At 71.4% G+C, this 23,683-nt stretch carries 21 protein-coding genes and 1 pseudogene; 12 read left to right on the top strand and 10 right to left on the bottom strand.

Features of this window, described 5'->3' with window-relative positions:
* Positions 1 to 283: 283 nt before the first annotated feature.
* Genes IEZ27_RS41035 through IEZ27_RS41025 form a run of 3 tightly spaced genes read right to left on the bottom strand, consistent with a single transcriptional unit; the run spans position 284 to position 1,965 of the window.
* On the bottom strand, positions 284 to 493 hold the full coding sequence (locus IEZ27_RS41035) for a DUF4287 domain-containing protein (RefSeq protein ID WP_189652188.1): 210 nt from the start codon (positions 491 to 493) through the stop codon (positions 284 to 286).
* Positions 494 to 523: 30 nt separating this feature from the next.
* Complete coding sequence (locus IEZ27_RS41030; protein WP_189652187.1) at positions 524 to 1,384, bottom strand: alpha/beta fold hydrolase; 861 nt, start codon at positions 1,382 to 1,384, stop codon at positions 524 to 526.
* Between the two features lie 41 nt (positions 1,385 to 1,425).
* Positions 1,426 to 1,965, bottom strand: a complete 540-nt coding sequence (locus IEZ27_RS41025; protein ID WP_189652186.1) for a dihydrofolate reductase family protein — start codon at positions 1,963 to 1,965, stop codon at positions 1,426 to 1,428.
* A gap of 109 nt (positions 1,966 to 2,074) precedes the next feature.
* On the opposite strand from IEZ27_RS41025, the gene IEZ27_RS41020 reads away from it, so the two are divergent.
* Positions 2,075 to 2,722 carry a TetR/AcrR family transcriptional regulator gene (locus IEZ27_RS41020; protein WP_189652185.1) on the top strand — a complete coding sequence of 216 codons (648 nt, stop codon included), beginning with the start codon at positions 2,075 to 2,077 and terminating at the stop codon, positions 2,720 to 2,722.
* A gap of 197 nt (positions 2,723 to 2,919) precedes the next feature.
* Here the strand turns inward: IEZ27_RS41020 and IEZ27_RS41015 are convergent, their stop codons facing one another.
* The gene (locus tag IEZ27_RS41015) at positions 2,920 to 3,888 is read right to left on the bottom strand and encodes a winged helix-turn-helix domain-containing protein (protein ID WP_229824796.1); all 969 of its coding nucleotides are present in this window, start codon (positions 3,886 to 3,888) and stop codon (positions 2,920 to 2,922) included.
* A gap of 73 nt (positions 3,889 to 3,961) precedes the next feature.
* On the opposite strand from IEZ27_RS41015, the gene IEZ27_RS41010 reads away from it, so the two are divergent.
* Positions 3,962 to 5,191, top strand: coding sequence for an MFS transporter (locus tag IEZ27_RS41010; protein WP_189652183.1), 1,230 nt, complete (start codon positions 3,962 to 3,964; stop codon positions 5,189 to 5,191).
* A gap of 335 nt (positions 5,192 to 5,526) precedes the next feature.
* On the opposite strand, the gene IEZ27_RS41005 is transcribed toward IEZ27_RS41010, so the two are convergent.
* Positions 5,527 to 6,054, bottom strand: a complete 528-nt coding sequence (locus tag IEZ27_RS41005) for a MarR family winged helix-turn-helix transcriptional regulator (protein ID WP_229824795.1) — start codon at positions 6,052 to 6,054, stop codon at positions 5,527 to 5,529.
* 93 nt (positions 6,055 to 6,147) lie between these two features.
* Between IEZ27_RS41005 and IEZ27_RS41000 the strand changes: the two genes are divergently transcribed.
* Complete coding sequence (locus IEZ27_RS41000) at positions 6,148 to 6,801, top strand: FMN-dependent NADH-azoreductase (RefSeq protein WP_189652182.1); 654 nt, start codon at positions 6,148 to 6,150, stop codon at positions 6,799 to 6,801.
* 252 nt (positions 6,802 to 7,053) lie between these two features.
* Here IEZ27_RS41000 and IEZ27_RS54465 read toward each other — a convergent pair.
* From IEZ27_RS54465 to IEZ27_RS40990, 3 genes and pseudogenes are all read right to left on the bottom strand, one after another.
* Positions 7,054 to 7,281, bottom strand: a pseudogene (locus IEZ27_RS54465) (RidA family protein); the annotation flags it as partial.
* A gap of 16 nt (positions 7,282 to 7,297) precedes the next feature.
* On the bottom strand, positions 7,298 to 7,846 hold the full coding sequence (locus IEZ27_RS54460; protein WP_229824794.1) for a DUF1330 domain-containing protein: 549 nt from the start codon (positions 7,844 to 7,846) through the stop codon (positions 7,298 to 7,300).
* Positions 7,847 to 8,071: 225 nt separating this feature from the next.
* Positions 8,072 to 9,067: an Lrp/AsnC family transcriptional regulator gene (locus tag IEZ27_RS40990; protein WP_229824793.1), complete on the bottom strand. Its 996-nt coding sequence runs from the start codon at positions 9,065 to 9,067 to the stop codon at positions 8,072 to 8,074.
* Between the two features lie 113 nt (positions 9,068 to 9,180).
* Here IEZ27_RS40990 and IEZ27_RS40985 point away from each other — a divergent pair, with 113 nt between their 5' ends.
* On the top strand, positions 9,181 to 10,602 hold the full coding sequence (locus IEZ27_RS40985; protein WP_189652180.1) for an MFS transporter: 1,422 nt from the start codon (positions 9,181 to 9,183) through the stop codon (positions 10,600 to 10,602).
* Here the strand turns inward: IEZ27_RS40985 and IEZ27_RS40980 are convergent.
* Entirely contained in the window at positions 10,563 to 10,808 is a 246-nt protein-coding gene (locus tag IEZ27_RS40980) for a DUF4158 domain-containing protein (RefSeq protein WP_189652179.1), read from the bottom strand. The two genes, IEZ27_RS40985 and IEZ27_RS40980, sit on opposite strands and share 40 nt — an antisense overlap.
* A gap of 161 nt (positions 10,809 to 10,969) precedes the next feature.
* Between IEZ27_RS40980 and IEZ27_RS40975 the strand changes: the two genes are divergently transcribed.
* Positions 10,970 to 14,047, top strand: coding sequence for a S8 family serine peptidase (locus IEZ27_RS40975; RefSeq protein WP_189652178.1), 3,078 nt, complete (start codon positions 10,970 to 10,972; stop codon positions 14,045 to 14,047).
* A 165-nt stretch (positions 14,048 to 14,212) separates the two neighbouring features.
* Here IEZ27_RS40975 and IEZ27_RS40970 read toward each other — a convergent pair whose 3' ends face one another.
* Positions 14,213 to 15,250, bottom strand: a complete 1,038-nt coding sequence (locus tag IEZ27_RS40970; protein WP_189652177.1) for a LacI family DNA-binding transcriptional regulator — start codon at positions 15,248 to 15,250, stop codon at positions 14,213 to 14,215.
* Between the two features lie 136 nt (positions 15,251 to 15,386).
* Between IEZ27_RS40970 and IEZ27_RS40965 the strand changes: the two genes are divergently transcribed.
* The 7 genes from IEZ27_RS40965 to IEZ27_RS40935 are packed head-to-tail and all read left to right on the top strand — an operon-like array spanning position 15,387 to position 23,600.
* Positions 15,387 to 17,009: an ABC transporter substrate-binding protein gene (locus IEZ27_RS40965; RefSeq protein WP_189652176.1), complete on the top strand. Its 1,623-nt coding sequence runs from the start codon at positions 15,387 to 15,389 to the stop codon at positions 17,007 to 17,009.
* A complete protein-coding gene (locus tag IEZ27_RS40960; protein ID WP_189652175.1) occupies positions 17,009 to 17,944 on the top strand; it encodes an ABC transporter permease in 936 nt (311 codons plus the stop codon). Before IEZ27_RS40965 ends, IEZ27_RS40960 begins: the two co-directional genes overlap by 1 nt.
* Positions 17,945 to 17,966: 22 nt before the next feature.
* Entirely contained in the window at positions 17,967 to 18,800 is an 834-nt protein-coding gene (locus IEZ27_RS40955) for an ABC transporter permease (RefSeq protein WP_229824800.1), read from the top strand.
* On the top strand, positions 18,800 to 19,756 hold the full coding sequence (locus IEZ27_RS40950; protein WP_125645846.1) for an ABC transporter ATP-binding protein: 957 nt from the start codon (positions 18,800 to 18,802) through the stop codon (positions 19,754 to 19,756). Before IEZ27_RS40955 ends, IEZ27_RS40950 begins: the two co-directional genes overlap by 1 nt.
* Complete coding sequence (locus IEZ27_RS40945) at positions 19,749 to 20,564, top strand: ABC transporter ATP-binding protein (protein WP_189652173.1); 816 nt, start codon at positions 19,749 to 19,751, stop codon at positions 20,562 to 20,564. Before IEZ27_RS40950 ends, IEZ27_RS40945 begins: the two co-directional genes overlap by 8 nt.
* Complete coding sequence (locus tag IEZ27_RS40940) at positions 20,561 to 21,970, top strand: amidase (protein ID WP_189652172.1); 1,410 nt, start codon at positions 20,561 to 20,563, stop codon at positions 21,968 to 21,970. The genes IEZ27_RS40945 and IEZ27_RS40940 overlap by 4 nt, the downstream gene beginning before the upstream one ends.
* Before the next feature lie 10 nt (positions 21,971 to 21,980).
* The gene (locus tag IEZ27_RS40935; protein ID WP_189652171.1) at positions 21,981 to 23,600 is read left to right on the top strand and encodes an amidohydrolase; all 1,620 of its coding nucleotides are present in this window, start codon (positions 21,981 to 21,983) and stop codon (positions 23,598 to 23,600) included.
* Positions 23,601 to 23,683: the final 83 nt, after the last annotated feature.

Below are 23,683 nucleotides of genomic sequence, written 5' to 3'. Positions count from 1 at the left end.
CAGTCCGGCCCGGGTACGCGTTCGACGTAGCCGAACTTCGCCAGGACCCGCAGCTGGAAGGAGCGGTTGGAGGGGTTCTCGTCGACGAGAAAGGCGCGGGCGACCCCTGGGCGGTGCAGGTTGAGGTAGGCGCGGTCGCTGGTTCGTAGCGCTCCGCCGTTGTGGAGGAGCATGCCGTCGTTGACCAGACGGCGGGGAGGACGGCTTCGACCGATGTCGGATCAACGTAGTCGGCGTTCGACTACACCTCAAAGCGTTCATGGGCGCCGAGCTGACCGCCTGCCTACGTGCGGTTGGCGAGGGTGTGGGCGACCAGGGCGTTGGCGTGGCCGTGGCCCAGTCCGTGCTCGGTCTTGAGCCAGGCGACCAGTTCCATGTGCTTGGTCAGGGGCGAGGTGTTGATGAGGTCGATCCAGTCCTGGACGGGACGCCCGTACCGGGTCTCGATCGAGGGGAAGTAGCTGGCGGGGTTGCCCTTGGCGGGTGCGGTCATGTTCTGAAGCTCCGTTTCTGCTGATGAGGGTCAGACCTGTGCCGTACGGGTGAGTTGGGTGTGGATGATGTCGGCGCTGGTGAAAGGGTCCATCGCCAGGCCCTGATGGTCGCCGGGGAACGCCAGCGGCACAGTGCCGAGCCGGTCGGCCAGCGCCTTGGCCGACAGGGCGGGAACGCCGTCGCCGGAGGCGGCCCCGACGCCGACGGAGATCGGAACGGAACCGGAGCGCAGCGCGGTGACGTCCGGCTCGTAGCGCAGCACGGGCAGCAGGACGTGGCTCAGGAAGTAGTCGAGGTTGCCCTGGATACGGCCCATCATCTCCAGCGCTTCGGGCGGCATCTGGGAAGGATCGGGCATCGCGGGCGGCGGGGCGTCCGGTCCGTCGACGGTGGCGATGAACTTGCCCATCGCCGCGCCGGCGCCGTGGTCGCGGTAGGTGTCGTGAACGTCCTGGAACGCCGCCCGCCACCGGTCGTGGTCGGGCAGTAGTTCCGGGAGCGGCGGCTCGTGCACGACGAGGGCGCGCACCTGCTCGGGGTGGCGGGCCGCCAGTTCCAGGGCGGTGAGCGCGCCGCCGCTGTTGCCCAGCACGTAGGCGGGTTCGTCGGTCAGGGCGGCCAGCAGCCGGGAGGCGTCGGCGGCGAAGACCGTGACGTCGGTGTCGGCGGGTGGCCCGGTCAGGGGACTGCGGGACAGGCCGCGCTGGTCGTAGGTGACCACGGTGTAGCGGTCGGCCAGCATGGTTGCCAGCGCGGTGAGCGTCCCGGCGTCGGCGGGGGCGCCGGGGATCATCAGCAGGAGCGGTCCGGAGCCCCGCACCTCGTAGTGCAGACGCGCGCCGGGCACCTGGAACGTCTTGGTCTCGGTCTTGATCTGGACGTCGTTCATGGGGTTCCGTTCTCGGTCGGTGAGGGTGGATCAGAAGGGGATCAGGCGGGCCGGTAGGTCAGGTCGAGGACGCCGTTGGTGAAGGTGGCCGACCGGGCCAGTTCCAGCGGGACCGGCGGGGTGCCCTCAGGGAACAGGCGCATGCCGGTGCCGACGACCAGGGGGTGGACCAGGAGCCGCAGTTCGTCCAGCAGACCGGCTGCCAGCAGGGTGCGGACCAGGCTGATGCTGCCCGACAGCGTGATCGTGCCGCCGGGCTGGTCCTTGAGTTCCTTGACCGCCGCGACCGGGTCCCCCTCGATCAGCGTGGAGTTGTTCCAGGTGATCTGGGTCAGGGTGGTGGAGGCCACGACCTTGGCGATGCCGTTGATCGCCTCGGCCAGTTCCCCGTTCTGGTGCGGCCACACCGCGGCGAACGCCTCGTAGGTGACCCGGCCCATCAGCAGCGTGTCGGCCTCGGCGTACATGCCGCCCACCGCCGCGCCCATCTCCTCGCTCAGGTACGGGAAGTGCCATCGTTCCGGTGCCTCCACCACGCCGTCCAGCGAGACGAACAGTCCAGCTACGATCTTCCGGCTCATTTCACGAACTCCTGACCAGGTAAAACAATATGTGGACGGCATCCACATCTGGATGCGAGAGGAGTATGGCATACTTTTGTGGACGCCGTCCACATGAGAGGTTCCGGTCATGCCCGAGCGCCCCGGCAAACCCACCCGCGACACCTATCGCCACGGCAACCTGCATCAGGCGCTCCTGGAGGTGGGCACCGAACTGGCCCGCGCCGGAGGCCCGGACGCGATCACCCTGCGCGAGGTCACCCGGCAGGCCGGCGTCGCCCCCAACGCCGCCTACCGGCACTTCCCCAACCGCGACGCCCTGGTGCAGGCGGTCTCACTCCATGCCATGGCCGAACTCGCCCACGCCATGGAGGAGGACCTCGCCGCCCTCGATCCGACCGACGACCCGGCCCGGACCGCCCTGGCCCGCTTCCGCGCCGTCGGCACCGGCTACCTGCGCTTCGCCCGCACCGAACCCGGCCTGTTCCGCGTCACCTTCTACGTCCCCGGCGACATGACCCAGGCCCAGGTCGCCGCCTCCGCCGGACAAGGCGGCCTGACCCCGTTCCAACTGCTCGGCGCCGCCCTGGACGACCTGGTCTCCTGCGGCCTGATGTCCCCCGAACGCCGCCCAGGAGCCGAGTTCCTGGTCTGGTCATGCGTCCACGGCCTGGCGGTCCTGCTCATCGACGGCCCCCTGCGCGGACTACCCGACGAACTCGCCGATCCAGCCGTGCACGACCTGATCGACCTCATCGAAAAGGGCCTGCGACAGTAGTGCTGTGTCAGGTCTGCCGGCGACGACTGCGGCGCAGCGGCGGTCCAGGGCTCGTCGTTGACGAGCTGCTCCCTACATGGCCAAGCCCCGGTCAGCCTTGACGCGGTGGGTGCAGCAGTAGATGTCGTGGGGGAGAGGCGGTTCCTTGCACGGCCGATCGTTCCTGGCGCAGCCGCCACACCGGAACACTTCGCTGCTCAGCCCTGTCCAAGGCCGGCGAGCAGGTGACCGGCCTCGGTGCGTCGATAGACCACACGCCGGCCGGCCCGCGTGCCGACGACGAGGTCCGCATCGCGCATGACGGCCAGGTGGCCGCCGACGGTGCCAAGTGACAGGCCAAGGTGCGCGGCGAGTTCGCTGCTGGTCGCGGGGTGTTCGAGTTCGTGCAGGATGGCCGCTCGACCGGCGCCGATGAGCCGCTCCAGCGACCGGGCGCGTGGGGAACGCGCCGCACCGTCGGCGGATCCGCGGGCCGGATAAACCAGTGCGTACGACGTCGGCGGCGCCTCGCACAGCCACGTTCCGCTGCTCAGCACGCTGACCGGGACGAACAGCATGCCCTCGTCGCCGACGACCCGGTCAGGGGAGGCCTGGTCGCTGAAGCGGATGGCGTCATCGCCGACCCAGGCGCTGCGGCGGCTCATGTGCTGCAACGCGCGCGGCCACCCGTAGGCGGCCAGCAGCCCTGCCCGGTAGGTGACGTCGCGTTCCAGCAGCGCCCGCCGGCGCGGCCAGTCGGGGGCGACATGAGCCTCCCACACGTACGTGAGCAGGTCGGCGGTACGGGCCGCCCAGCCGCGTCCGGTCAGCCAGGCCAGATCGTGCTGCTTCCAGCTGTGCGCCACCGACTCCTCCAGCTCGGCTCGCACCTCTTCGTCGGACACCTGCGCGACCGACGCGAGTTCGCTCTCCAGAGTGGTGCGCATGCCGCCTGCCGGCGGGATCACCACGTGGCTCGGCAGCCACTTGCTCGAGCTCAGCAGTCTGACCAGGCCCTCGGCGAAGGGATCCGCCTCCAGGGCGGCGCGGAACGCGCCGCGGTGGAGGCGATGCCAGGAGGCCAGCCACGGATCGGTGCAGGGCTTGTCGAGCACCATCAGCGATCCCAGCGTCTCGGCGAGCGGGGACAGCGCGAACCGGGACCGCGAGAGAGCCAGAGTGCTCAACCGCAGCAGTGTCATCTTTCGCCTCCTGCCGAAACGATAGTGTCCGATCCGGTACGTCTGCAGACTCCTGCCCATGCTCTCAGCCCTCCTGCGACAGACAGATTTCCGCTGGTTCCTCTCCGCGCAGGCGGTGTCGCTGCTGGGCAGTTCGATGGCGCCGGTGGCGCTGGCGTTCGGGGTTCTGGACGCCTCGGGCAACACCGGCGACCTCGGCGTCGTCCTGACCGCCTACATGGTGCCGCTGCTCGCCTTTCTCCTGGTGGGCGGGGCCGTGGCCGATCGCCTCCCGCGCCGGACGGTTCTGGTGGCAGCCCACCTGGGCTCAGCCCTCACCCAGGGCGGCGTCGCCGCCCTGCTGCTCACCGGGAGGTACGCGCTGCTGCCGGCGGCCGCGCTGGGGTTCCTCAACGGCGCTCTCGCCGCGTTCATCACGCCGGCCCTGCGCGGCATCGTGCCCCAGCTTGTCCCCAGGGACCGGATACGGCGGGCGAACGCCCTGCTGGGATCGGTGCGAAACGCCACGAAGATCCTCGGACCGAGCCTGTCCGGGATCGCGGTCGCCGTCGTCGGCGGCGGCCCCGCCATCGCCTTCGACGCACTGACCTACCTCCTCGCCGCGGGATGCCTTGCCCGCCTGTCCCTCACCGCGGCGCCGACCTCGCCGCGGCCCGGCTCCGGGATCCGGGCCGACATCCGTGACGGCTGGACCGAGTTCCGCCGCATCCGCTGGGTGTGGACGGTGTCCGTGTGCTTCTGCGTGGTCAACCTGGTTCAGGTCGGCACCTGGCAGATCCTGGGGCCCGTACTGACCAGGCAGCTCAGCGGCGAGGAGACGTGGGGGTTCGTGCTCAGCGCCCGCGGCGTCGGCATGCTGGTCATGAGCGCGCTGGTCTACCGGCTGGTGGTCAGGCACCTGCTGCGGCTGGGCCAGCTGATGAGCGCGCTCGGCGCGATCCCCCTGCTCGCACTCGGCGCGCACCTGGACGCCCTCTGGCTGATCGCGATCGCCTTCGTCGCCGGACTGGGCTCCTCGGTCGCGGCCGTCAGCTGGGAGACCTCACTGCAGGAGCACGTCCCCGCACACGTGCTCTCGCGCGTCTCGTCCTACGACGACCTGCTGTCCTACATCGCGATCCCCATCGGCCAGCTGGGCGTGGGACTGCTCGCCGACAGGTTCGACGGCCACCAGGTGGCCGCGACCGCCGGCATCGTCTACGCCGCGGCGGCCGTCCTCCCCCTGGCCTCCGCCACCGTGCGCCGGCTCCCGCACGCCCAGGACGACCATGCCCGTAGCGGCCCTTAGAACACGGCTGGTGGCTCGGTGTGCCGGCAGAACAAATTCGTCCCGGACCGCGCCGGGCTGAGTGTGGGAGAAGTTCGCTGCGATCCATGCTGATCTCGCCGCGCGCGAGTCGCGCGGTGTGGCGCCCACGTACGAGCGGCGGGCGTGAGCCGCTCGGACCCGGTCCCGGCGCTGATGTCGGTGGATCATTCGGTCACCCGCCCCTTTGGCCAAGGCCCGACAGAGCGTCGGCGGGCGGGTAGCGCCAGCAGGCGGGGCTGGGCCGCTCACCTGGCGGCTCCGGCCTGACCCTGACGGGATCCTGATGCTGCGGCAGGCCCGCTGCGTCCGCCGGATCAGCAATCGCCGCTCTCCCGGCACGTCTCGGGCTGCTCCGCCATGGTGACGGCGGTGATCGCCCGGGCGGCGTCGCCGAGTGCGGCGAGTTGCTCGGGCGTCAGCGCGTCGACCACGAGACGACGCGCTTCTCGGACGTGACCAGGGACGATCTCCTCAAGCTTGGCGAAGCCGGCGTCGGTGAGCCGTGCCTCCGTGTGGCGGCCACCGCGGTTGGGCAGGCTACGCCGCTCGACCCAGCCGGCCCGCTCCAGCCGGGTGATCGCGTGAGAGACCCGCGAGAGCGACCCCTGCGCCAATGCGGCCAGGTTGCTGAGCACCAGGGTGCGGTGGGGCGCCTCGGAGAGGGCCGCGAGCACGTGGTACTCGAAACCGTTCACGCCGCCATCGCGCTTGAGCTGTGCGTCCAGCGCGGGCGGCAGAGTCATGATCAGGGCGATCAGCGCTCGCCAGTCGCGCTGCTGGTCGGGCGACAGCCACGGCACGTCGTGCTCGGGGGTGGTTCCGCGGGGGGTGTCGTTGCTCACATGCCGACTCTACCAGTCAATTTGAACATTCAAGTGGTGCGGCATACCCTCAACTTGAACATTCAAGTAGCTCTCACTGTCAGGGAGACCCCCATGTCCGTGCTCCGTGTCGACGCCACCATCCAGGGCGACCGCTCCGCCAGCAGCGCACTCGCCGACCTCGTCATCGACGAGTTCGGGACTGTCCGCCCGGGGGTGCCGGTGGTACGGCGTCACCTCGGCCAGAACCCACTGCCCGCGCACGTCTGGGAGACCGCGGTCTCCAGCCGCCACATTCCGGAGGAAGGCCGCACCGCCGCGCAGCGCGAGGCGCTCGCCACAGCCGAGCGGGTCGCCACCGAGCTACGGCAGGCGACGAGCGCCGTGCTCGCGATGCCGCTCTACAACTTCGGCATCTCGCAGCACGCGAAGACCTGGATCGACCTCGCGATCGCCGGCGCGCCGCAGGGTGTCCGCCTGCTCGAAGGCACGCCGACCGTCCTGGTCACAACTCGCGGCGGCGCCTACGGCCCCGGGACCCCGCGTGAGGGCTGGGACCACAACATCGACTACCTGCGCCGGATCCTCGTCGACATCTGGGGAGCCGACCTCACGGTGGTCGAGCGCGAGTTCACGCTCGTCGGCGTGAACCCGGCCCTCGACGAGTTCACCGAGATGGCGGCGATCATGCACAAGACCGCCGAGGAGGCCGCGGGCGAGGCCGGAAGAGCGCTCGCCGCCCGGTACACCGCCCGGTACGCCGCCTGACCCACCCTCTCGCCCGTTCATCCTCAGCCGATCCGCCATCAGGAACCCCCGGCGGCTCCCGCACCTGCTTGGACAGCTCAGCATTCCGTTTCAGCCACCCTCGGGTGAGGTCGGCCGGGCGGGCGCCACAAGCCACCGGGGAGCCGTCACGAGGTGCGGTCGAACGGAACCGAGGCACGGCGAGACGGCAACGAGGCTCCTGGTCGAGGCATCGGATCTTGGTCGACTGCCGCCTTGCCGGGAGCACCCTTGTCATCCGCCACCGCTCCGCGGCGGGGCTTCGATCTCAACGAGCCGGCCGTCGTGACCGAGCACCGTGACTCCGATCAGGGTGCTCGGTAGGCCATGCTCGCCGAACGAGTCCCGGACCACCTCCCACGCGGCCACCAGATCCTCTTGCCGAGTGGATGCGACGAGAACCCTTGTGCTGATGACGTCCTGCGCTGATGCACCAGAGGCAGTGAGAGCCGCCTTCATGTTCTCGGTGGCTGACGACCTACGCGGGCGAGGTCGTCACCTGCCGTAGGGCGGTGACTGCCGCCGTCGGGACGTAGTTCTCGGGCACGCCGTCGACCAGGATGAGGTCGGTCTCGATGTTCCGTGAGCGCAGCGGTGCGATCTCCCGGTACGCGGGAGAATCCCACCACGCCTGCGCCTCGGCGATCCCTGGGAATCCGAGCATCACGACATGTCCGGGCCGGCTGCCCTCCTTCACCTCGTGCTGGGTGGCGTGGACGAGGTAGCGTCCGCCGTACGGTTCGAAGGTGGCGGGGAGCCGTTCGATGTACTCGGCGATCTCCGGGTGCGCTGCCGATTGAGCCGGTTGTCGATGACCGCCTGATGGCGGCCAAGTCCTCCGCGAGGTACGACATGAACCGCGCGGGCGCGGGTGCGGTCGTGATCGCGTCTGGGGGCGCTCAGCCGGCTCCGCGCTCTCCACAGGAAAGGTCACCTCGTCCAGGGCCGCGAGCCAAAGCGCGCTGCTCGCCAGTTCTGGGTGGGACGGTGACGGCGAAGCGCCCGAGCGGGGAGGTAAAGGCGGCATTGCCGCGCCCTTCGGCCGTCCGCCGATGCTCGGAGAGCCGGGCGCTTGTCACCGGAGGTTCTCGACCAGGGCCGGGGGAGAGCGACCGGCGGCTGCTCAGCACCACCCGGAAGGCCGCCGCCATCGGCCACTGCCCGGCATCACGCTGACCCGCAAACAGCTGGAGGTACCCCCGCGCCGGCCACGGCGGTCTCGGCGTCGAGGCGTATTCCACACCGAACGGCATTACAGGCCGTCGTGACTCCCAAGGCCGATGTCGAGGTGAGTGCCGACGCGCTTGACGTTCTGGACGATCGGAGCAGTCTCGACATGGGTGATCGCGGGCAGGGCGGCGACGCGTTCGGTGAGGTAGCGGTAGAGATCGCGGGAGCTGCGGCAGGCGACTTGGACCGCCAGGTTGGTCGGGCCGGTGGTCGCGGCGGCGAATACCACCTCGCGGTGCTCGGCCAGGGCCTGCCCGGTGGCCACCAGTTCGGCCGGCGGCACAGTGATCCACAGCCGGGCGACGCTGCGCAGGCCGACGTAGGCGATGTCGAACTCGGCGTAGTAGTGCAGGACGCCGGTCGCGCGCAGGTGCTCCAGACGCCGAGCGACGGTGGACTGCGACCAGCGGGTGGCGGCCGCGAGCTCGGCCAGGCCCGTTCTCCCGTCGCGCGCCAGGACGTCCATCAGACGCTGGTCGCCGGGGTCGAGGGAGTCGATCTCGCCGGTGTCCGGCGCGGGCGCGGGGCGCAGCCGTTCGACTTCGTCCGGGGACAGCGCGTCGAGGCCGCGGATCACATGCGGTGAGCCGTAGTAGGTGTGCAGGACCGCATGCGCGGCGATCGAGACGACCCGGGCGCCGCGCGGAAACCGGTCCAGCAGGAGCTGCTCGCTGTCGGCCTCGCTCCGGGCGCGGACGACGCAGAGGATCTCCGTACCGCCCGAGACGAGTTGCACCCAGGTGGTGTCGGGACGGCGCGCCAGCGCGGCGGCGACGTTCCGGGCGGCGCCCGGGACGCACCGCAGGCGCAGGATCCACCGCCCCTCCGCGACGTAGCTGACAGGCGGGACACCCACGACGCGCAGGATGTCGCGTGAGCGCAGCCGACGGTACCGGCGGGCAATGGTCTGGTCGGAGACGCCGAGGACCTCAGCGATGCGGCTGAACGGGGCGCGGCCGTCCATCTGGAGCGCCTGGATCAGGCGGCGGTCAAGTTCGTCCGCGACGTCGGATTTCACCATCTGATCATATCCAGTGTCGAAATATAGGAAGATGACGGCTTCCAAGTGGCTTTCCCGCATATTCGCTCTGATCGTTGAGGCGTCTTCGCATAACGATCGGAAGGATCATCATGGGCAAGTGGGGGCCGTTGACCGCCGTCAGCCTGGGAACGTTCATGCTGCTGGTGGACGTCAACATCGTGACGGTGGCGATGCCGGACATGGCGGCGTCGCTGAAGGCGTCGTTCTCGTCTCTCCAATGGGTGATGGACATCTATGCGCTGGCGCTCGCGGCTCTGCTGCTGGGCGCGGGTGGGCTGGCCGACCTGCTCGGTCGCCGCCGTGTGTACGTGGTGGGCCTGGTCACCTTCGCCGCGGCGTCGCTGGCGAGCGGACTGGCCCCGAACGTGGGCTCCCTCATCGCCGCACGGGCCATCCAGGGCGCGGGCGCCGCGATGATGTTCGCCACGACGGTGGCACTCATCGGTGCCTCCTACGCGGGACGTGACCGGGGCGTGGCGTTCGGCGTTTGGGGCGCGGTCAACGGCGCCGCGTCCGGGATCGGGCCGATCCTGGGCGGGCTGCTGACCGAGCAGCTCGGCTGGAGGTCGACGTTCCTGGTCAACCTGCCCGTCAGCGTGGCCGCCGTGGCGCTGACCCTGCGCGTGGTGGACGAGTCCCGCAACCCGGACGCGCGGCGGATCGACCTGCCGGGCATCGCGCTGTTCGCCACCGCGGCGGGCGCGTTGGTCTACGCGCTGACCCGGGCCGGCGAGGACGGCTGGGGATCGCCCGTCATCGTCGGGACGTTCGCCGCCGCGGCGATCGCGCTGGCCGCCTTCGTCGCGGTCGAGGCCCGCAGCCCGTCCCCCATCCTGGACCTTCGCCTGTTCCGCAGCCCGTCCTTCACCGGAATCATGATCGCCTCCCTGGCGATGTCGGGGGCGGCGTTCGCGTACCTGATGTACACCTCAATGTGGCTGCAGTCCGTCCAGGGGCTCGGCGCGCTCCAGGCCGGGCTGGTGATCCTGCCGATCCCCGCGGTGTCGTTGGTGGTCTCTCTGCTGTCCGGCCGCTTCCTGCACGCCGTCTCGCCGCGCTGGACGATCGGCCTCGGGATGCTGCTCGTCGGCGCCGGCGTGGCAGGCCGGGCGGTGCTGACCGGGGACTCGGGCTGGGCCGCCCTCGTCCCCGGATTCGCCGTCGTCGGGGTCGGGGTCGGGGTGGCCGTGCCGAACGTGACGGCCGCGACGATGGCCTCGGTGCCGCCGGAACGCGTCGGCATGGCGGCCGGGGCGGTCAGCACCTTTCGCCAGCTCGGGTTCGCGGTCAGCGTCGCCGTCCTCGGCACCGTCTTCCGCGCGAAGCTGCAAGACGCCCTGGACCACACCGTCTCCGAGGCCGCCGCGTACGCCTCCGGCCTGAACGCCACGTTCCTGGCCGCCGGCGCGATCGGCCTCGCCGCAGGCGCGATCACCCTCCTCCTGGTACGGCGCCCGGCCTCGGCACCCGCTCACCAGCAGACATCGCAGGCCGCACTCGCCCAGAAGTAACGGAAACGGCCGGACGCCAGGTTTCGTGCCGCGCCGGCGGGGCTGGTCGTGCGCTGCTGGTTCGCGCGGGGCCGCGCCGAGAAGTCCTTCAGCCCGGACGCCTTGGCGATCTTCCAGGTGTGTTCCAGCCGTGTCCTGTCCCGCTCGGCGTAATGCTTCACGCAGGACGGATCCTCGATCCCCGGCTGGGCGGCGACGTGCCTCATAACGTTTCACGCCGGTTCGTCCAAGTAGGGGTGTGGCATTCACAACTTTGCGAACAGGATTAGTGACCGCCGTACTGGCCGGTTCCTTGGGAGTCGTCACGGCTCAGGAGCCCTCCTTCGCCGCGGCCCCGCAGCAGGCCCCGGTAGGATCCGGCCCGGTCGTGTCCGGTAGCGTGACGCTCCTGACCGGGGACAAGGTGACGGTCAGCGGCCGGGGCCACCGGGTGGAGAGCGCCCCTGGACGGCAGGTCCGCTACTCGACGCAATTTCGCGACGGACACCTCTACGTGATCCCCTCGGACGCCTTCCCGCTCGTCAGCGAGGGACTGCTCGACGATCGCCTCTTCGATGTGACCCAGCTTCTCGCATGGAGGTACGGCGACGCCGACACGGACGAGATCCCGCTGATCAGTCAGCCCCTGGGGGAGAAGCCGGCCCCGACACTGAGCGGGACCCGCCTGACCCGCAAGCTCGACGACCTCGGCGTGGCGGCGGTGCGGGTGCCGAAGAGCACCGCCGCGCGGACGTGGAGGGACCTGGTGAGCGGGGTTCGTATGCCGGCCGCGGGGAAGGGCAAGATCTGGCTCGACGGGCGCCGCTCCTTCACGCTGGACCGCAGCACCGCGCAGATCGGCGCGACCGAGGCGTGGAAGCAGGGGTTCACCGGCCAGGGCGTCACGGTGGCCGTGCTCGACAGCGGCTACGACGCCGGTCATCCCGATCTCAAGGGGGTCGTCACCCAGGAGCGCAACTTCTCCGACGAGCCGGACATGACCGACCGCGTCGGCCATGGCACGCATGTCTCGTCGATCGTCGCCGGGGCCGGGACGAAGTATCGAGGCGTCGCGCCGGGGGCCCGCATCGCCATGGGGAAGGTGGGCGGCGTCGACGGCATCTCCGACTCGGCGTTGCTGGCGGGCATGGAGTGGGCCGCGACCGAGGCCCGCGCCAAGGTCGTCAACATGAGCCTCGGCACGACGGACGAACCCGGCGACGATCCCGTCGAGCAGGCGGTGAACACCCTGTCGGAACGGACGGGCACGCTCTTCGTGGTGGCGGCCGGCAATGAGGGCGGCGAAGGGTCCGTGTCCAGCCCGTCCACCGCGGACGCCGCGCTCTCTGTAGGCGCCGTCGACCGGTCGGACCAGGTATCCACGTTCTCCAGCAGGGGCCCCAGAGCGGGCGATCATGCGATCAAGCCCGAGATCACCGCCCCTGGCGTGGACATCGTCGCCGCCGCGGCCGAGGGCACCGCCGACGGGCCCCACGTGGCGCACAGCGGGACCTCCATGGCGGCGCCGCACGTGAGCGGCGCGGCGGCGATCCTCGCCCAGCGACACCCCGGCTGGACCGGGCAGCAGCTCAAGGCCGCGCTGGTCGACAGCGCCAAGCCCACCAGCGGGACCGGCCTCTACGATCAGGGCGCCGGGCGGGTGGACGTGCCCCGCGCGCTGGCGCAGCCGGTGATCGCCTCTCCCGCCACTGTCTGGGCCGGTTTCCCGTGGCAGCACACCGGTGGCGACCAGGCGACCCGGACGATCACCTACACCAACGACGGGGACACCCCCGTCACTCTGAACCTCACGACCGACACCGACGTGCTGAAGCTGCCGCAGGACAAACTGGAGGTCCCGGCGGGCGGGCAGGCGTCCCTCACCCTCACTGTCGACGTCACCGGCAAGCCCGCCGGCGACTACCCGGGCGTGCTCACCGCCACCTCCGGCGACACTGTCCTCCGTACGCCGGCGGGCGCGTACGTGGAACCGGAGTCCCACGACGTCACCGTCACCGCTGTCGCCAGGTCGGGCGCTCCGGCCGGCCTGGCGTACGGAATGGTCTACGACCAGGCGAGCGGTGCTCAGCGGACCCTCCGCTTCCGCGACGGGGTGGCGAAGGCACGGCTCCCGAAGGGCGACTGGAACCTCTACACCGAGATCTACGACTTCGACCCCGTCGTCCTGACGACCGGACACCGGCCGCTCACGGTCGATGACGACGACCTGCGCGTCACGGTCGACGCGCGCAAGGGCGAGCGGATCCGGTTCGCCGTGGACGACCCCACCGCCGCGGCCGACCAGGAGTTCGGCCTCTACCTCGCCAACGGTCCATGGCAGTACGGCTGGTACTCCTCCGGCCAGGACCCCAATCAGGGTTACTACGTCATTCCCGTCCGGCAACCCGGGCTCACCTACGAGTCCTGGAGCGTCTGGCACAAGAAGGACGCCGCGCCCAGCCCCTACCGTTACGATCTCGTCGACCGCCGCACAGGCGGCATCCCGGACGACCCCACCTATTCGGCGAGGACCAGGGACCTGGTCAAGGCGTCCGAGACGTTCCGCGCCTCGGGCGCGACCGGTACGGGCACCATGTGGACGGGACCGCTGGACCCGGCCGGCATCGGGGCACTCACCCTGCCCACCAGGGACATCCCGCTGCCCTCGGCCATGACGCACTACCGGAGCCCCGGGCTCGCCTGGTCCTCGGAGTTCCAGACGGGCGGTTCCCGGCAGATCGGCACGAGCCCGGTGCGCGGGCGCGCCTTCTCCGAGGTCTGGAACGCGGCGGTCGCGGGCCCGTCGTTCGCCACGCCCGGCGGCAGCCGTAGCGGAGACACGCTCCAATTCTTCGCGGGCCGGCTCTACACCGACGGCGTCGCGGAGCTGACCGGCATGGACGCCACCGCCACCGGCACCCTGACCCTCTCGCGCGACGGCAGGCAGATCGCCACCAGCGGCATCGCCGGGTGCGCGCCCGGCAACAGCGAGCAGTGCGCGCTGTCCGCGACGCTGCCGCAGGACGCCGGCACCTACACCCTCGCCGTGTCCTCGCACAGGGACACGTCCGTGAACACCCTGTCCACCGGTGTCGACGCCGTCTGGACGTTCCGCTCGGCCCGTACGGCGCAGGCCACGCCCCTGCCGCTGATGGCGGTCAGGTACGCGCCCAGAGGCCTCGACACCGCGAACCGGGCCGAACCCGGGTCACGAACTCAGCTGTCGATCTGGATCGAACGCAACCCCGGCGCCCGCGGCGCCGCGGTGCGCACGGTCAAGCTGGAGTTCTCCACCGACGACGGCGCCACATGGCAGCCCGTCAGGACCCGGGCAGCCGCCTCCGGCTGGACGGCGACCGTCGCCAACCCGGACTCGTCGGGGTTCGTCTCCCTGCGCGCGACGGTCAAGGACACCGCCGGTGACGGCGTCACCCAGACGGTGACCCGCGCCTACGCAGTCGGCTGACCGTGGCCGGGCCGTGGGACGGGCGACGTCCCGCGGCCCGGTCCTCCCGGCGATCGTCACGTACAACTCCTCGAAGCATTCGGCGTGGTCGCTGTCGTCGAGCCCGTCCCACTCCGGATCGCCGCGGTGGCGGTCGGGCCAGGGCGATCAGTGATGTTCGGAGGATCAGCCTCCCGGCACGGAGCGGGGAGCGGAGGAGGTGCGGATGTCGAACCTCGCCTGGAGCAGCCGGCCGCCCGCGACACCGCGGCCCTCGATGAGGTCGACGAGCATCCCGACCGCGATGTCGGCCGTCTCGACCGGCAGGAAGCTGAGCGTGCTGACGGGCGGATCCGTGAACGGCGCCGTGGGGTCCTCCGTCGCGCAGACCAGCAGCAGGTCGCCGGGCACCGACCTGCCGAGCTTGCGGATCCTGTCCAGGAGCAGGGACGGGCTGACCTCGACGAGCACGACCAGCGCGTCCGGCGGCTCGGGATCGCTCAGCAACCTCTCCACCGCGGCCAGCGTCGGCTCGAACCCGGGCCCGCCGAGCTGGGCCAGCAACGGGACGCGGCCCCTCTCCGCACTCCAGTCGAGGTAGGCCTGGACGGAATCCCGGTGGTAGCAGGCCGTGGTCGGGGCGCCGACCGCGGCGATCCGCCGGGCGCCCGCCGCCGCCAGGTGGTCGAGCACACCGCGCAGGGCCGCGCCGTAGTCGAAGTCGACCCATGGCCACGGTGTCCCCGCCACGGCTCTGCGGTCGGAGACCACGGCCACTCCCGCGGCGAGGAAGTCTCCGACCAGGGGGTCTCCCTCGACCGGATCCACCACGAACACGCCGTCGAGAGGCAGGTCCGTCCAGTAGTCGTCGGGGCCGGTGGTGGGCAGCAGCACCACGCCGTATCCGTGGGTCATGCCCGCGCGGGTCGTGGCGGCGGTCAGCCGGGCGAAGTAGGCGAGCTCGGTGTAGAACCACGGATGCTCGACGAACTCGCGAGCGGCGAGGCCGAGCAGGCGTGAGCGCCCGGCGCGCAGCCGCCGCGCCGTGGCGTTCGGCCGGTATCCGAGCCGGCGCGCCACCTGCCGGACGTGCTCGCGGGTGGCGTCGGGGAGGCGGCCCGCGCCGTTGAGGGCGTCCGAGACGGTGGTCTTGGACACCCCCGCCGCGCGGGCGACGTCGACCAGGCGCACGCGCGCGCCGACCTTACGCTCTGGCTCTTCCATGGGTCCGATCTTTGCAGGATGTCAGGCAATTCGCCACCTCGCTGACCGTTGCTGAATCGTTCCTTCAGCGCCTTGTGCAGGAACGTTCCTTCACCAATACTCGTGGCACTTTCCCGCACGAGGAAGAGGTGGTCCGATGCGTACCGCTCGTCTCGCCGCCGCGGCGCTGACCGTACTGGCGGCCGCTGCCTGCGGAGGCGGCACGGCCGCTCCGAAGGCGTCCGGAGCCGGTGCCTTCACCGTCACGGCGGACCTCCCGCCGGCCAAGGGCCCGGTGGACGCCGTGACCTGGGCGCTCTACGCGGAGCCGCAGTCGCTCGACTACGCCTACGCCTTCGATTACCCGCCCAACACCGTGCTGGCCAACGTGTGCGAGCAGCTCATGCGGATCACGCCCGACTTCCGGGTCGAGCCGGGGCTCGCGAGCAAGGCCGAATCCCCCGACCCCGGGCGCTGGGTGTACACGATCCGCGAGGGCGCGCGCTTCCACGACGGCTCGCCGCTCACCGCCGACGACGTCGTCGCCAGCATGCGCCGTCACATGGATCCGAAGGTGGGGTCGTACTGGGTCTCGGCCTACCAGAACGTCAAATCGGTGGAGAAGACGGGCCCCATGGAGGTCACCGTCCACATGAAGAAGCCCGACCAGCTGTTCAACGAGGAGATGGGCACGTCGGCCGGGACCATCGAGAGCGCCGCGTTCCTGGCCCGCGAGGGCACCGGGTACGGCACCCCGGACAAGGGCGTGAACTGCACCGGGCCGTACTCCCTCGACAAGTGGGACAAGGGACAGGCGATCAACCTCAAGCGCTTCGACGGCTACTGGGACGCCGCGCTCAAGGCCAGGGCCGCGACCGTGCGGAACGTCTTCATCTCCGACCCGGCGGCCCGCGTCAACGCCCTGCTCTCGGGCGAGGCGGACGGCAGCTACCTGGTCCCCACCACCGGCTTCACCCGCCTGGGCGCCGCCTCCAGCGGCAAGCTGTACTTCGGCCCCAACACCGCCGCCGTCAGCCTCATCCCGCTCGACCTCAAGGGCACGCTCGGCGACCTGAGGCTGCGCAAGGCGCTGTCCATGGCGCTCGACCGCAAGGACATCCTCAAGGCCAGCGTGGCCGGGGTCGCCACACCGGCCAAGGCGCCTGCGGCGATCGGCGCGTGGGGCATCGCCCCCGAGGCCGCCAAGCAGTACTACGCCAAGCTCCCCGAGCTGAACACCGACCTCGAAGCGGCCAAGAAGCTGGTCAAGGAGGCCGGCGGCACGGGCAGGAAGATCGTGATCGCCACGAGCACGATGGCTCCCGACATCGGCGTCATCGCGAACGCCGTCCAGGCCGCGGGCCAGGCCATCGGACTCCAGGTCGAGCAGAAGGCGGTGGCCCCCGACGCCTACTCCGCGCTGTTCTCCGACCCCAAGGCCCGCGAGGGCATCGACCTGGTCATGACCATCTGGTACGACTCGACCCCCGACCCGCTGGAGTTCTACGGGATCCTGCAGACCGGCAACTTCGCCAACTACGGCGGCTACTCCAACCCCGACTACGACAAGCTCGTCGACCGGGCGAGCGCCGAGGCCGACCCCGCGGCCCGCGCCGCCGTGGTCGCCGAGCTGCAGGAGATCGCCGTCCGGGACATGGTGTGGATCCCGCTGTACGAGGTGCCGCACAGCATGTTCCTCAACAAGCGGCTCACCGGCGCGCCCACCGGCATCACCCAGCTCGTCTATCCCTGGGCCGCGGTGCTCGGGTCGGCCGACTGATGGGCGCCTTCCTGGCCCGCAGGCTCGCCGGGCTGGTCGCGACCCTGCTGGGGGCCTCGTTCGCGGTGTTCTCCGCCGTGTACCTGGCTCCCGGCGACCCGGCCTCGTTCCTCACCCAAGGGCGTTCCGCGTCCCCGGAGGCGATCGCGGCGATCAGGGCGCAGTACCACCTGGACGATCCGTTCCTCACGCAGTACCTCAAATGGGTCGGCGGCGCCGTGACCGGGGACTTCGGCCGGTCGGTGCAGTTCCGGCAGGACGTGACCGGCCTGCTCCTGGCCAGGCTGCCCACGACGCTCTTCCTGGTCGGCTACGCCGGGCTGCTCATCGTGGTCGCGGGGCTGATCCTCGGCGCCCTGGCCGCGCTGCGGCCGGGCCCGCTCGACAGGGTCGTCCTCATCGGCACCGGGGTGGCCACCGCGACCCCCTCGTTCGTCGCGGCGATCGGCCTGATCTCGCTGTTCTCCGTCCAGTTCGGCTGGTTCCCCGCCTTCGGCAACGGTGAGGGGCTGGTCGACCGGCTCTGGCATCTGACCCTGCCCGCGGCCGCGCTCGCATTGACGTTCGCCGGTCTGCTGGCCCGGGTCACCCGCGCGTCCATGCTGGAGGAGCTGGCCCGCGAGCACGTCGAGGTGGCACGCTCGCGCGGCGTCCAGGAGAACGCGGTGATCCGGCGCCACGTCCTGCGCAACTCGCTCGGCCCGATCAGCACGGTCACCGGCACGGTGATCGCCGGGCTGCTCGTCGCCACCTCCATCGTGGAGACCGCCTTCGGCCTGTCCGGGATCGGGCAGCTGCTGGTCAGCTCGGTCACCGTCAAGGACTTCCCGGTCGTGCAGGCCGTCACCACCTTGATCGTCGTCGTCTTCGTGGGCGCCAACCTGCTGGTCGACCTGGTCCAACCGGCCATTGATCCGCGCCTGCGCAGGGCGTAGCGAAGGAGTCCCCTTGACAGCCGTGACCCTCCACCGCCGATACCGGCTCCCGGCCGACAGGACGACCGTCGCCGGCGTCGCCGTCCTGGCCGTCCTGGTGGCGGTGGCGATCCTCGCCCCGGTCGTGGCGCCGCACGACCCGCTCGCCATCGACTTCTCGGCCGCGCTGAGCGGCCCGAGCGCCGATCACCTGCTCGGGGCCGACCAGTCCGGCCGCGACGTCCTGTCCCGCCTGATCTTCGGCGCGCGGGCGGGACTGCTCGGCCCTCTCCTGGTGGTGATCCTGTCGACGGTGGCGGGCACCCTGCTCGGCGTCCTCGCCGCCTGGACCGGCGGGGTCGCCGACGCGGTCCTGTCGCGCGCGATGGACTTCGTCTTCGCCTTCCCCGCGCTGCTGCTGGCGATCAGTCTGGTGGCCATGTTCGGGCCCGGTCTGACCGCGCCCGTCGTGGCGATGAGCATCGCGTACACCCCCTACGTCGGACGGCTGGCGCGCGGCGTCGCCCTGCGGGAGATGTCCCGTCCCTACATCCACGCCTATCGGGTGCAGGGCTGGTCCGGCTGGGTCATCTGCCTGAGACACCTGGTCCCGAACGTCGTGCCGCTGATCCTCGCGCAGTCGGCGATCAACTTCGGCTACGCGCTCATGGACCTCGCGGCGCTCTCCTTCCTCGGGTTCGGCACGCAGCCGCCCGTCCCGGACTGGGGCGCCATGATCAACGAGGGCGCGTCCGCGCTGCTCCAGGGCGCCATGCTGCCCGCGCTGGTCCCCGGCGCCGCCGTCGTGGTCACGGTGGTGGCCTTCAGCATCGTCGGCGAGGGCATCGCCGACCGCGTCTCCGGGAGGGAACGCTGATGCTCCAGATCGACGACCTGACCGTACGGCTGGCGCCCGGCCAGGCCGCACGGCCCATCCTGGACGCGGTGTCGCTGCGCGTCGCCCAGGGCGAGGCCGTCGGGCTCGTCGGCGAGTCCGGGTCGGGCAAGTCCGTCACCTGCCGGGCCGTGCTCGGCCTGCTGCCCCGGCAGACCGCCGTGAGCGGGCGCGTCCTGGTCGACGGCCAGGACGTGCTGTCGCAGACCGCCGCGGGACTGCGTGACCTACGCCGCCGCCGAGTGGCGATGATCTTCCAGGATCCGCGGGCGTCGATCAATCCCGTCCGGCGGATCGGCGACTTCGTCACCGAGGGGCTGCGGGCGGGCGGCCTGCCGTACCGGCAGGCCCTCGATCGTGCGGAGGGGCTGCTGGAGGCGGTGGGCATCGAGGACCCGCGAGCCGCGCTGCGCCGCCACCCGCACGAGTTCTCCGGCGGGATGCTGCAACGGGTGATGATCGCCGGGGCGCTGGCCGCGGAGCCCGACCTGCTGCTCGCCGACGAGCCGACGACCGCGCTGGACGTCACCACGCAGGCCGAGGTCATCGCGATCCTGTCGCACCTGAGAACCGCGCGCGGGATGGGCATGTTGTTCGTCACCCACGACCTGGAGCTGGCCGCGGCCATCTGCGATCGCATCTACGTGATGTACGCGGGCCGGATCGTCGAGGAGCAGGCCACCGGCGAGCTCTTCGCCCGGCCCCGCCACCCGTACACGGCCGGGCTGCTGGCGGCCACGCCCCGGCTGGAGTCGCACGAGCCCCCGCACGGCGTGCCGGGCAGGCCCCTGTCGCTCGCGGAGTCGCCGGACGGGTGCGCGTTCGCGGCCCGCTGCCACCTGGCCGTCGAGAGATGCCGGGAGCAGCGGCCCGCGCTGGAGACCCTGGAGCACGCCCAGGTGGCGTGCCTGAGAGCGGGAGAGCCGGTCCATGACTGAGAACGTGCTGGAGGTCGAGGGGCTGCGCAAGGCGTTCAGCGGCAAGATCGCCGTGGACGGCGTCTCCTTCTCGCTGCGGGCGGGCGGCTCGCTCGCCGTGGTGGGCGAGTCGGGATCGGGCAAGACGACGACCGCGCGCATGCTCGTCGGCCTGGAGATCCCGGACGCGGGACGGATCGGCGTCGAGGGCCGTGACCGCTCGCGCGTCCCGCGGGGGCGCCGGGCCAGGCTCGCGCGGGCGCGGGAGATCCAGATGGTCTTCCAGGACCCCTACCTCTCCCTGGATCCGCGCATCAGCGTGAGCGAATGCGTGGAGGAGTCGCTGCGGCTGCATTTCGCCATGGACCGGCAGGCCCGGCGGGCCCGGCGCGATGAGCTGCTGGAACGCGTCGGGCTCGGCGAACGCGAGGCCGCCGCGCTGCCCAGGCGGCTGTCCGGCGGGCAGCGCCAGCGGGTCGCCATCGCCCGCGCGCTCGCCACCGAACCGAAGGTGCTCATCCTGGACGAGGCCACCTCGGCGCTCGACGTGTCCATCCAGGCGCAGATCCTCGACCTGCTGGCGCGGATCCGCCGCACCCTCGACATCGCCTACCTGTTCATCACCCACGACCTGGCCCTGGTCCGGCACGCGGCCGACGACATCGTCGTGCTGTACCGCGGCAAGGTCGTCGAGGCCGGGCCGACCGAGCAGGTCCTGGCCGCCCCCCAGCACCCCTACACCCGCCTGCTGCTGCATTCCGTGCCGCGGCCTGGCTGGGACCCCGTACAGATCGCCGCCGACCGGCGCGCCCTTCAGGAGATCATGTGAGTGACCTCGCGCACCTGCCCGCCACGCAAGCCCTGAAGCTGTTCAGGACCCGGGCCCTGTCGCCCGTCGAGCTCATGACCGCGGTCATCGAGCGGGCCGAGGCCGTCGAGCCCCGGGTCAACGCGCTCAGCGAGACGATGTTCGAGCAGGCGCTCGAGCAGGCCAGGAAGGCCGAGCACGCCTACGTCCACGGGGAGCCGCGACCCCTCGAAGGGCTCCCGGTCGCCACCAAGGACGAGCAGCCGATCGCGGGAAGGCGGGCCAGCGACGGCTCCCTGGCCTACGCCGGCCACGTCGCCGACACCACCCACCCGGTCGTGGAGCGCGTCATCGCCGCCGGCGGGATCGTCCACGCCCGCACCACCACGCCGGAGTTCTGCTGCGCCGCCTACACGCACTCCCGGCTGTGGGGCATCACCCGTAACCCCTGGAACCTGGACTACTCGCCCGGCGGTTCCTCCGGCGGCGCGGGCGCGGCCCTGGCGTCGGGGACGGCGACGCTCGCCACGGGGTCCGACATCGGCGGCTCGATCCGCCTGCCCGCCGCGGCCACCGGCACGGTCGGATACAAGCCGCCTTACGGGCGGGTGCCCGCGATGTCGCCGTACAACCTGGACCACTACTGCCATGACGGCCCGATGGCCCGCACCGTCGCCGACTGCGCGCTCCTGCAGAACGTCATCGTCGGGCCGCACCCGGCCGACGTCGTCTCCATCCGCCCCGCCGTACACGTCCCCGAACGCCTCGGCGACGTCGCGGGGTTGCGCATCGCCTATTCCCCCGACCTGGGGAACTGGGAGATCGAGCCGGACGTCGCGGCCAACACCCGCGCGGTCGCCGACGCGCTGGCCACGGCCGGGGCCGTCGTGGAGCAGGTGGAGGTGCCGCTGCGGCGCGCCGACGTCATGCGCGCGGCCTTCATCCACTTCGGCGCCATCTTCGGCCCCATGGTCGCCGGCGTGGCGGACGCGCACCGCGACGAGCTCACGCCCTACGCCCTCGCCTTCGCCGAGGACTCTCGCGCCGCGCTGGCGCGGGACGGCTTCCTGGCCGGGCTGGAGCTGGAGGGCCGCATCTACGCCGTGATCGGTGACCTGCTCGACCGGTACGACGCGCTGATCTGCCCCACCGCCGGCGCCGCCGCGCTGCCCGCGGGCGAGGACTACGTGGACACCAAGCTGACGGTCAACGGCGTCCAGCTCGACCACTACCTGGAGTACTCGCTGACGCCCGTGTTCAACATCGCCGGCCGCTGCCCCGTGCTCAACGTCCCGTCGGGCCTGTCGTCGTACGGCGTGCCGACCGGGGTGCAGATCGTCGGCCGCAGCTACGACGACGCGACCGTCTTCCGCATCGGCGCCGCCGTCGAACGCGTCCTGCCGTGGCCCACCCGCCCGCAGCTCTGAGGAGAGTTTCATGACTTCTGCCGACATCCTGTTCGTCAACGGCCGAGTACGCCCCATGGCCGGCGCTCCGAGCCGTGCGGTGGCCGTACGCGAGGGGCGGATCCTGGCACTCGGCGACGACGAGGAGATGCGCGACCTCGCGGGCCCGCGGACCGAGGTCGTCGACCTGGCCGGCCGGACCCTGCTTCCCGGATTCCAGGACGCCCACGTGCACCCGGTCCTGGCCGGGCTCACCATGACCCGATGCGACCTGCACGAGGCGCGGGACGCCGCCGACGCCCTCGCCGCGGTCCGCGCGTACGCCGCGGCCAATCCCGAGACGCGCTGGATCTCCGGCGGCGGATGGTCCATGGAATGGTTCCCCGGCGGCACACCGAGCCGGGTCGCCCTCGACGAGGTCGTCCCCGACCGGCCGGTCTACCTGACCAACAGGGACGGGCACGGCGCATGGGTCAACACCGAGGCCCTGCGGCTGTGCGGCGTCGACGACGGCACCCCCGACCCGGCCGACGGACGCATCGAGCGCGAGCCGGACGGGACCCCCCAAGGAACCCTGCACGAGGGCGCCGCCTCGCTCGTGGGCAGGCACGTGCCAGAACCCACGGACGAGGACCTGCTCCGCGGCCTCCAGGCGGGCCAGCGACGCCTGCACCAGGCCGGAGTGACGGCATGGCAGGACGCGATGGTCGGCCCGGAGGTCCAGCGCGCCTACGAAGCCGCCGCCGACGCCTCGATACTCACCGGGCGCGTGGTCGGGGCCCTGTGGTGGGACCGGGACAGGGGCGAGGAACAGATCCCCGAGCTGCTCGCCCGCCGTACCACCACCGGACGGTTCAGGGCCACCAGCGTGAAGATCATGCAGGACGGCGTGGCGGAGAACCACACCGCCGCCATGACCTCCCCCTACCTGGACGGCTGTGGATGCCGGACCGGCAACAGCGGCATCAGCTTCATCGGTCCCGAGGACCTGCGCGCCCACATCACCCGGCTGGACGCCGTCGGGGTCCAGGTCCACGTGCACGCGGTCGGCGACCGGGCCGCCCGGGAGGCGCTGGACGCGTTCGAGGCGGCGCTCAAGGTCAACGGGCGCAAGGGCAACCGGCATCACATCGCCCACCTCCAGGTCGTCCATCCCGACGACGTGCCGCGGTTCGCGGCCCTGGAGGTCACCGCCAACATCCAGCCATTGTGGGCGGCGCACGAGCCGCAGATGGACGAGCTGACCATTCCCTTCCTCGGCGACCGGCGCGCCGCCTGGCAGTACCCCTTCGGCGACCTCCTGCGCTCGGGCGCCGCCCTCGCCGCGGGCAGCGACTGGCCGGTCAGCAGCCCGGATCCGTTCCTCGGCATCCACGTCGCCGTCAACCGGATGCTCCCCGACGGATCGGGGCGGCCGTTCCTGCCCGCGCAGCGCCTCCCGGTGGCGGCGGCCCTGTCGGCGTACACGATCGGCACCGCCCGGATCAACCACCTCGACACCCGGACGGGGACCATCGAGCCCGGCAAGCTCGCCGACTTCATCGTCACCGACGCGGACCCGTTCGCCGTCCCTCCCGGTGACCTGGGCGGTATCACCGTCCTCGCCACCTACGTGGAGGGACGACGGGTGCACACGCATCCGTCCTTCTGACCGCTCGCCGCCCGACCAGGCGCAGAAGCGGACCAGCCGGCAGAGCGCGGGGCCGGCTCCGGCGAGGTGGGCCCGCGCCGGGG

The sequence above is a fragment of the Nonomuraea spiralis genome (assembly GCF_014648435.1).
Taxonomy (GTDB): Bacteria; Actinomycetota; Actinomycetes; order Streptosporangiales; family Streptosporangiaceae; genus Nonomuraea; species Nonomuraea spiralis.
Note: the sequence above shows the minus strand (reverse complement) of the source record. Positions and strands in the feature narration are given on the sequence as shown.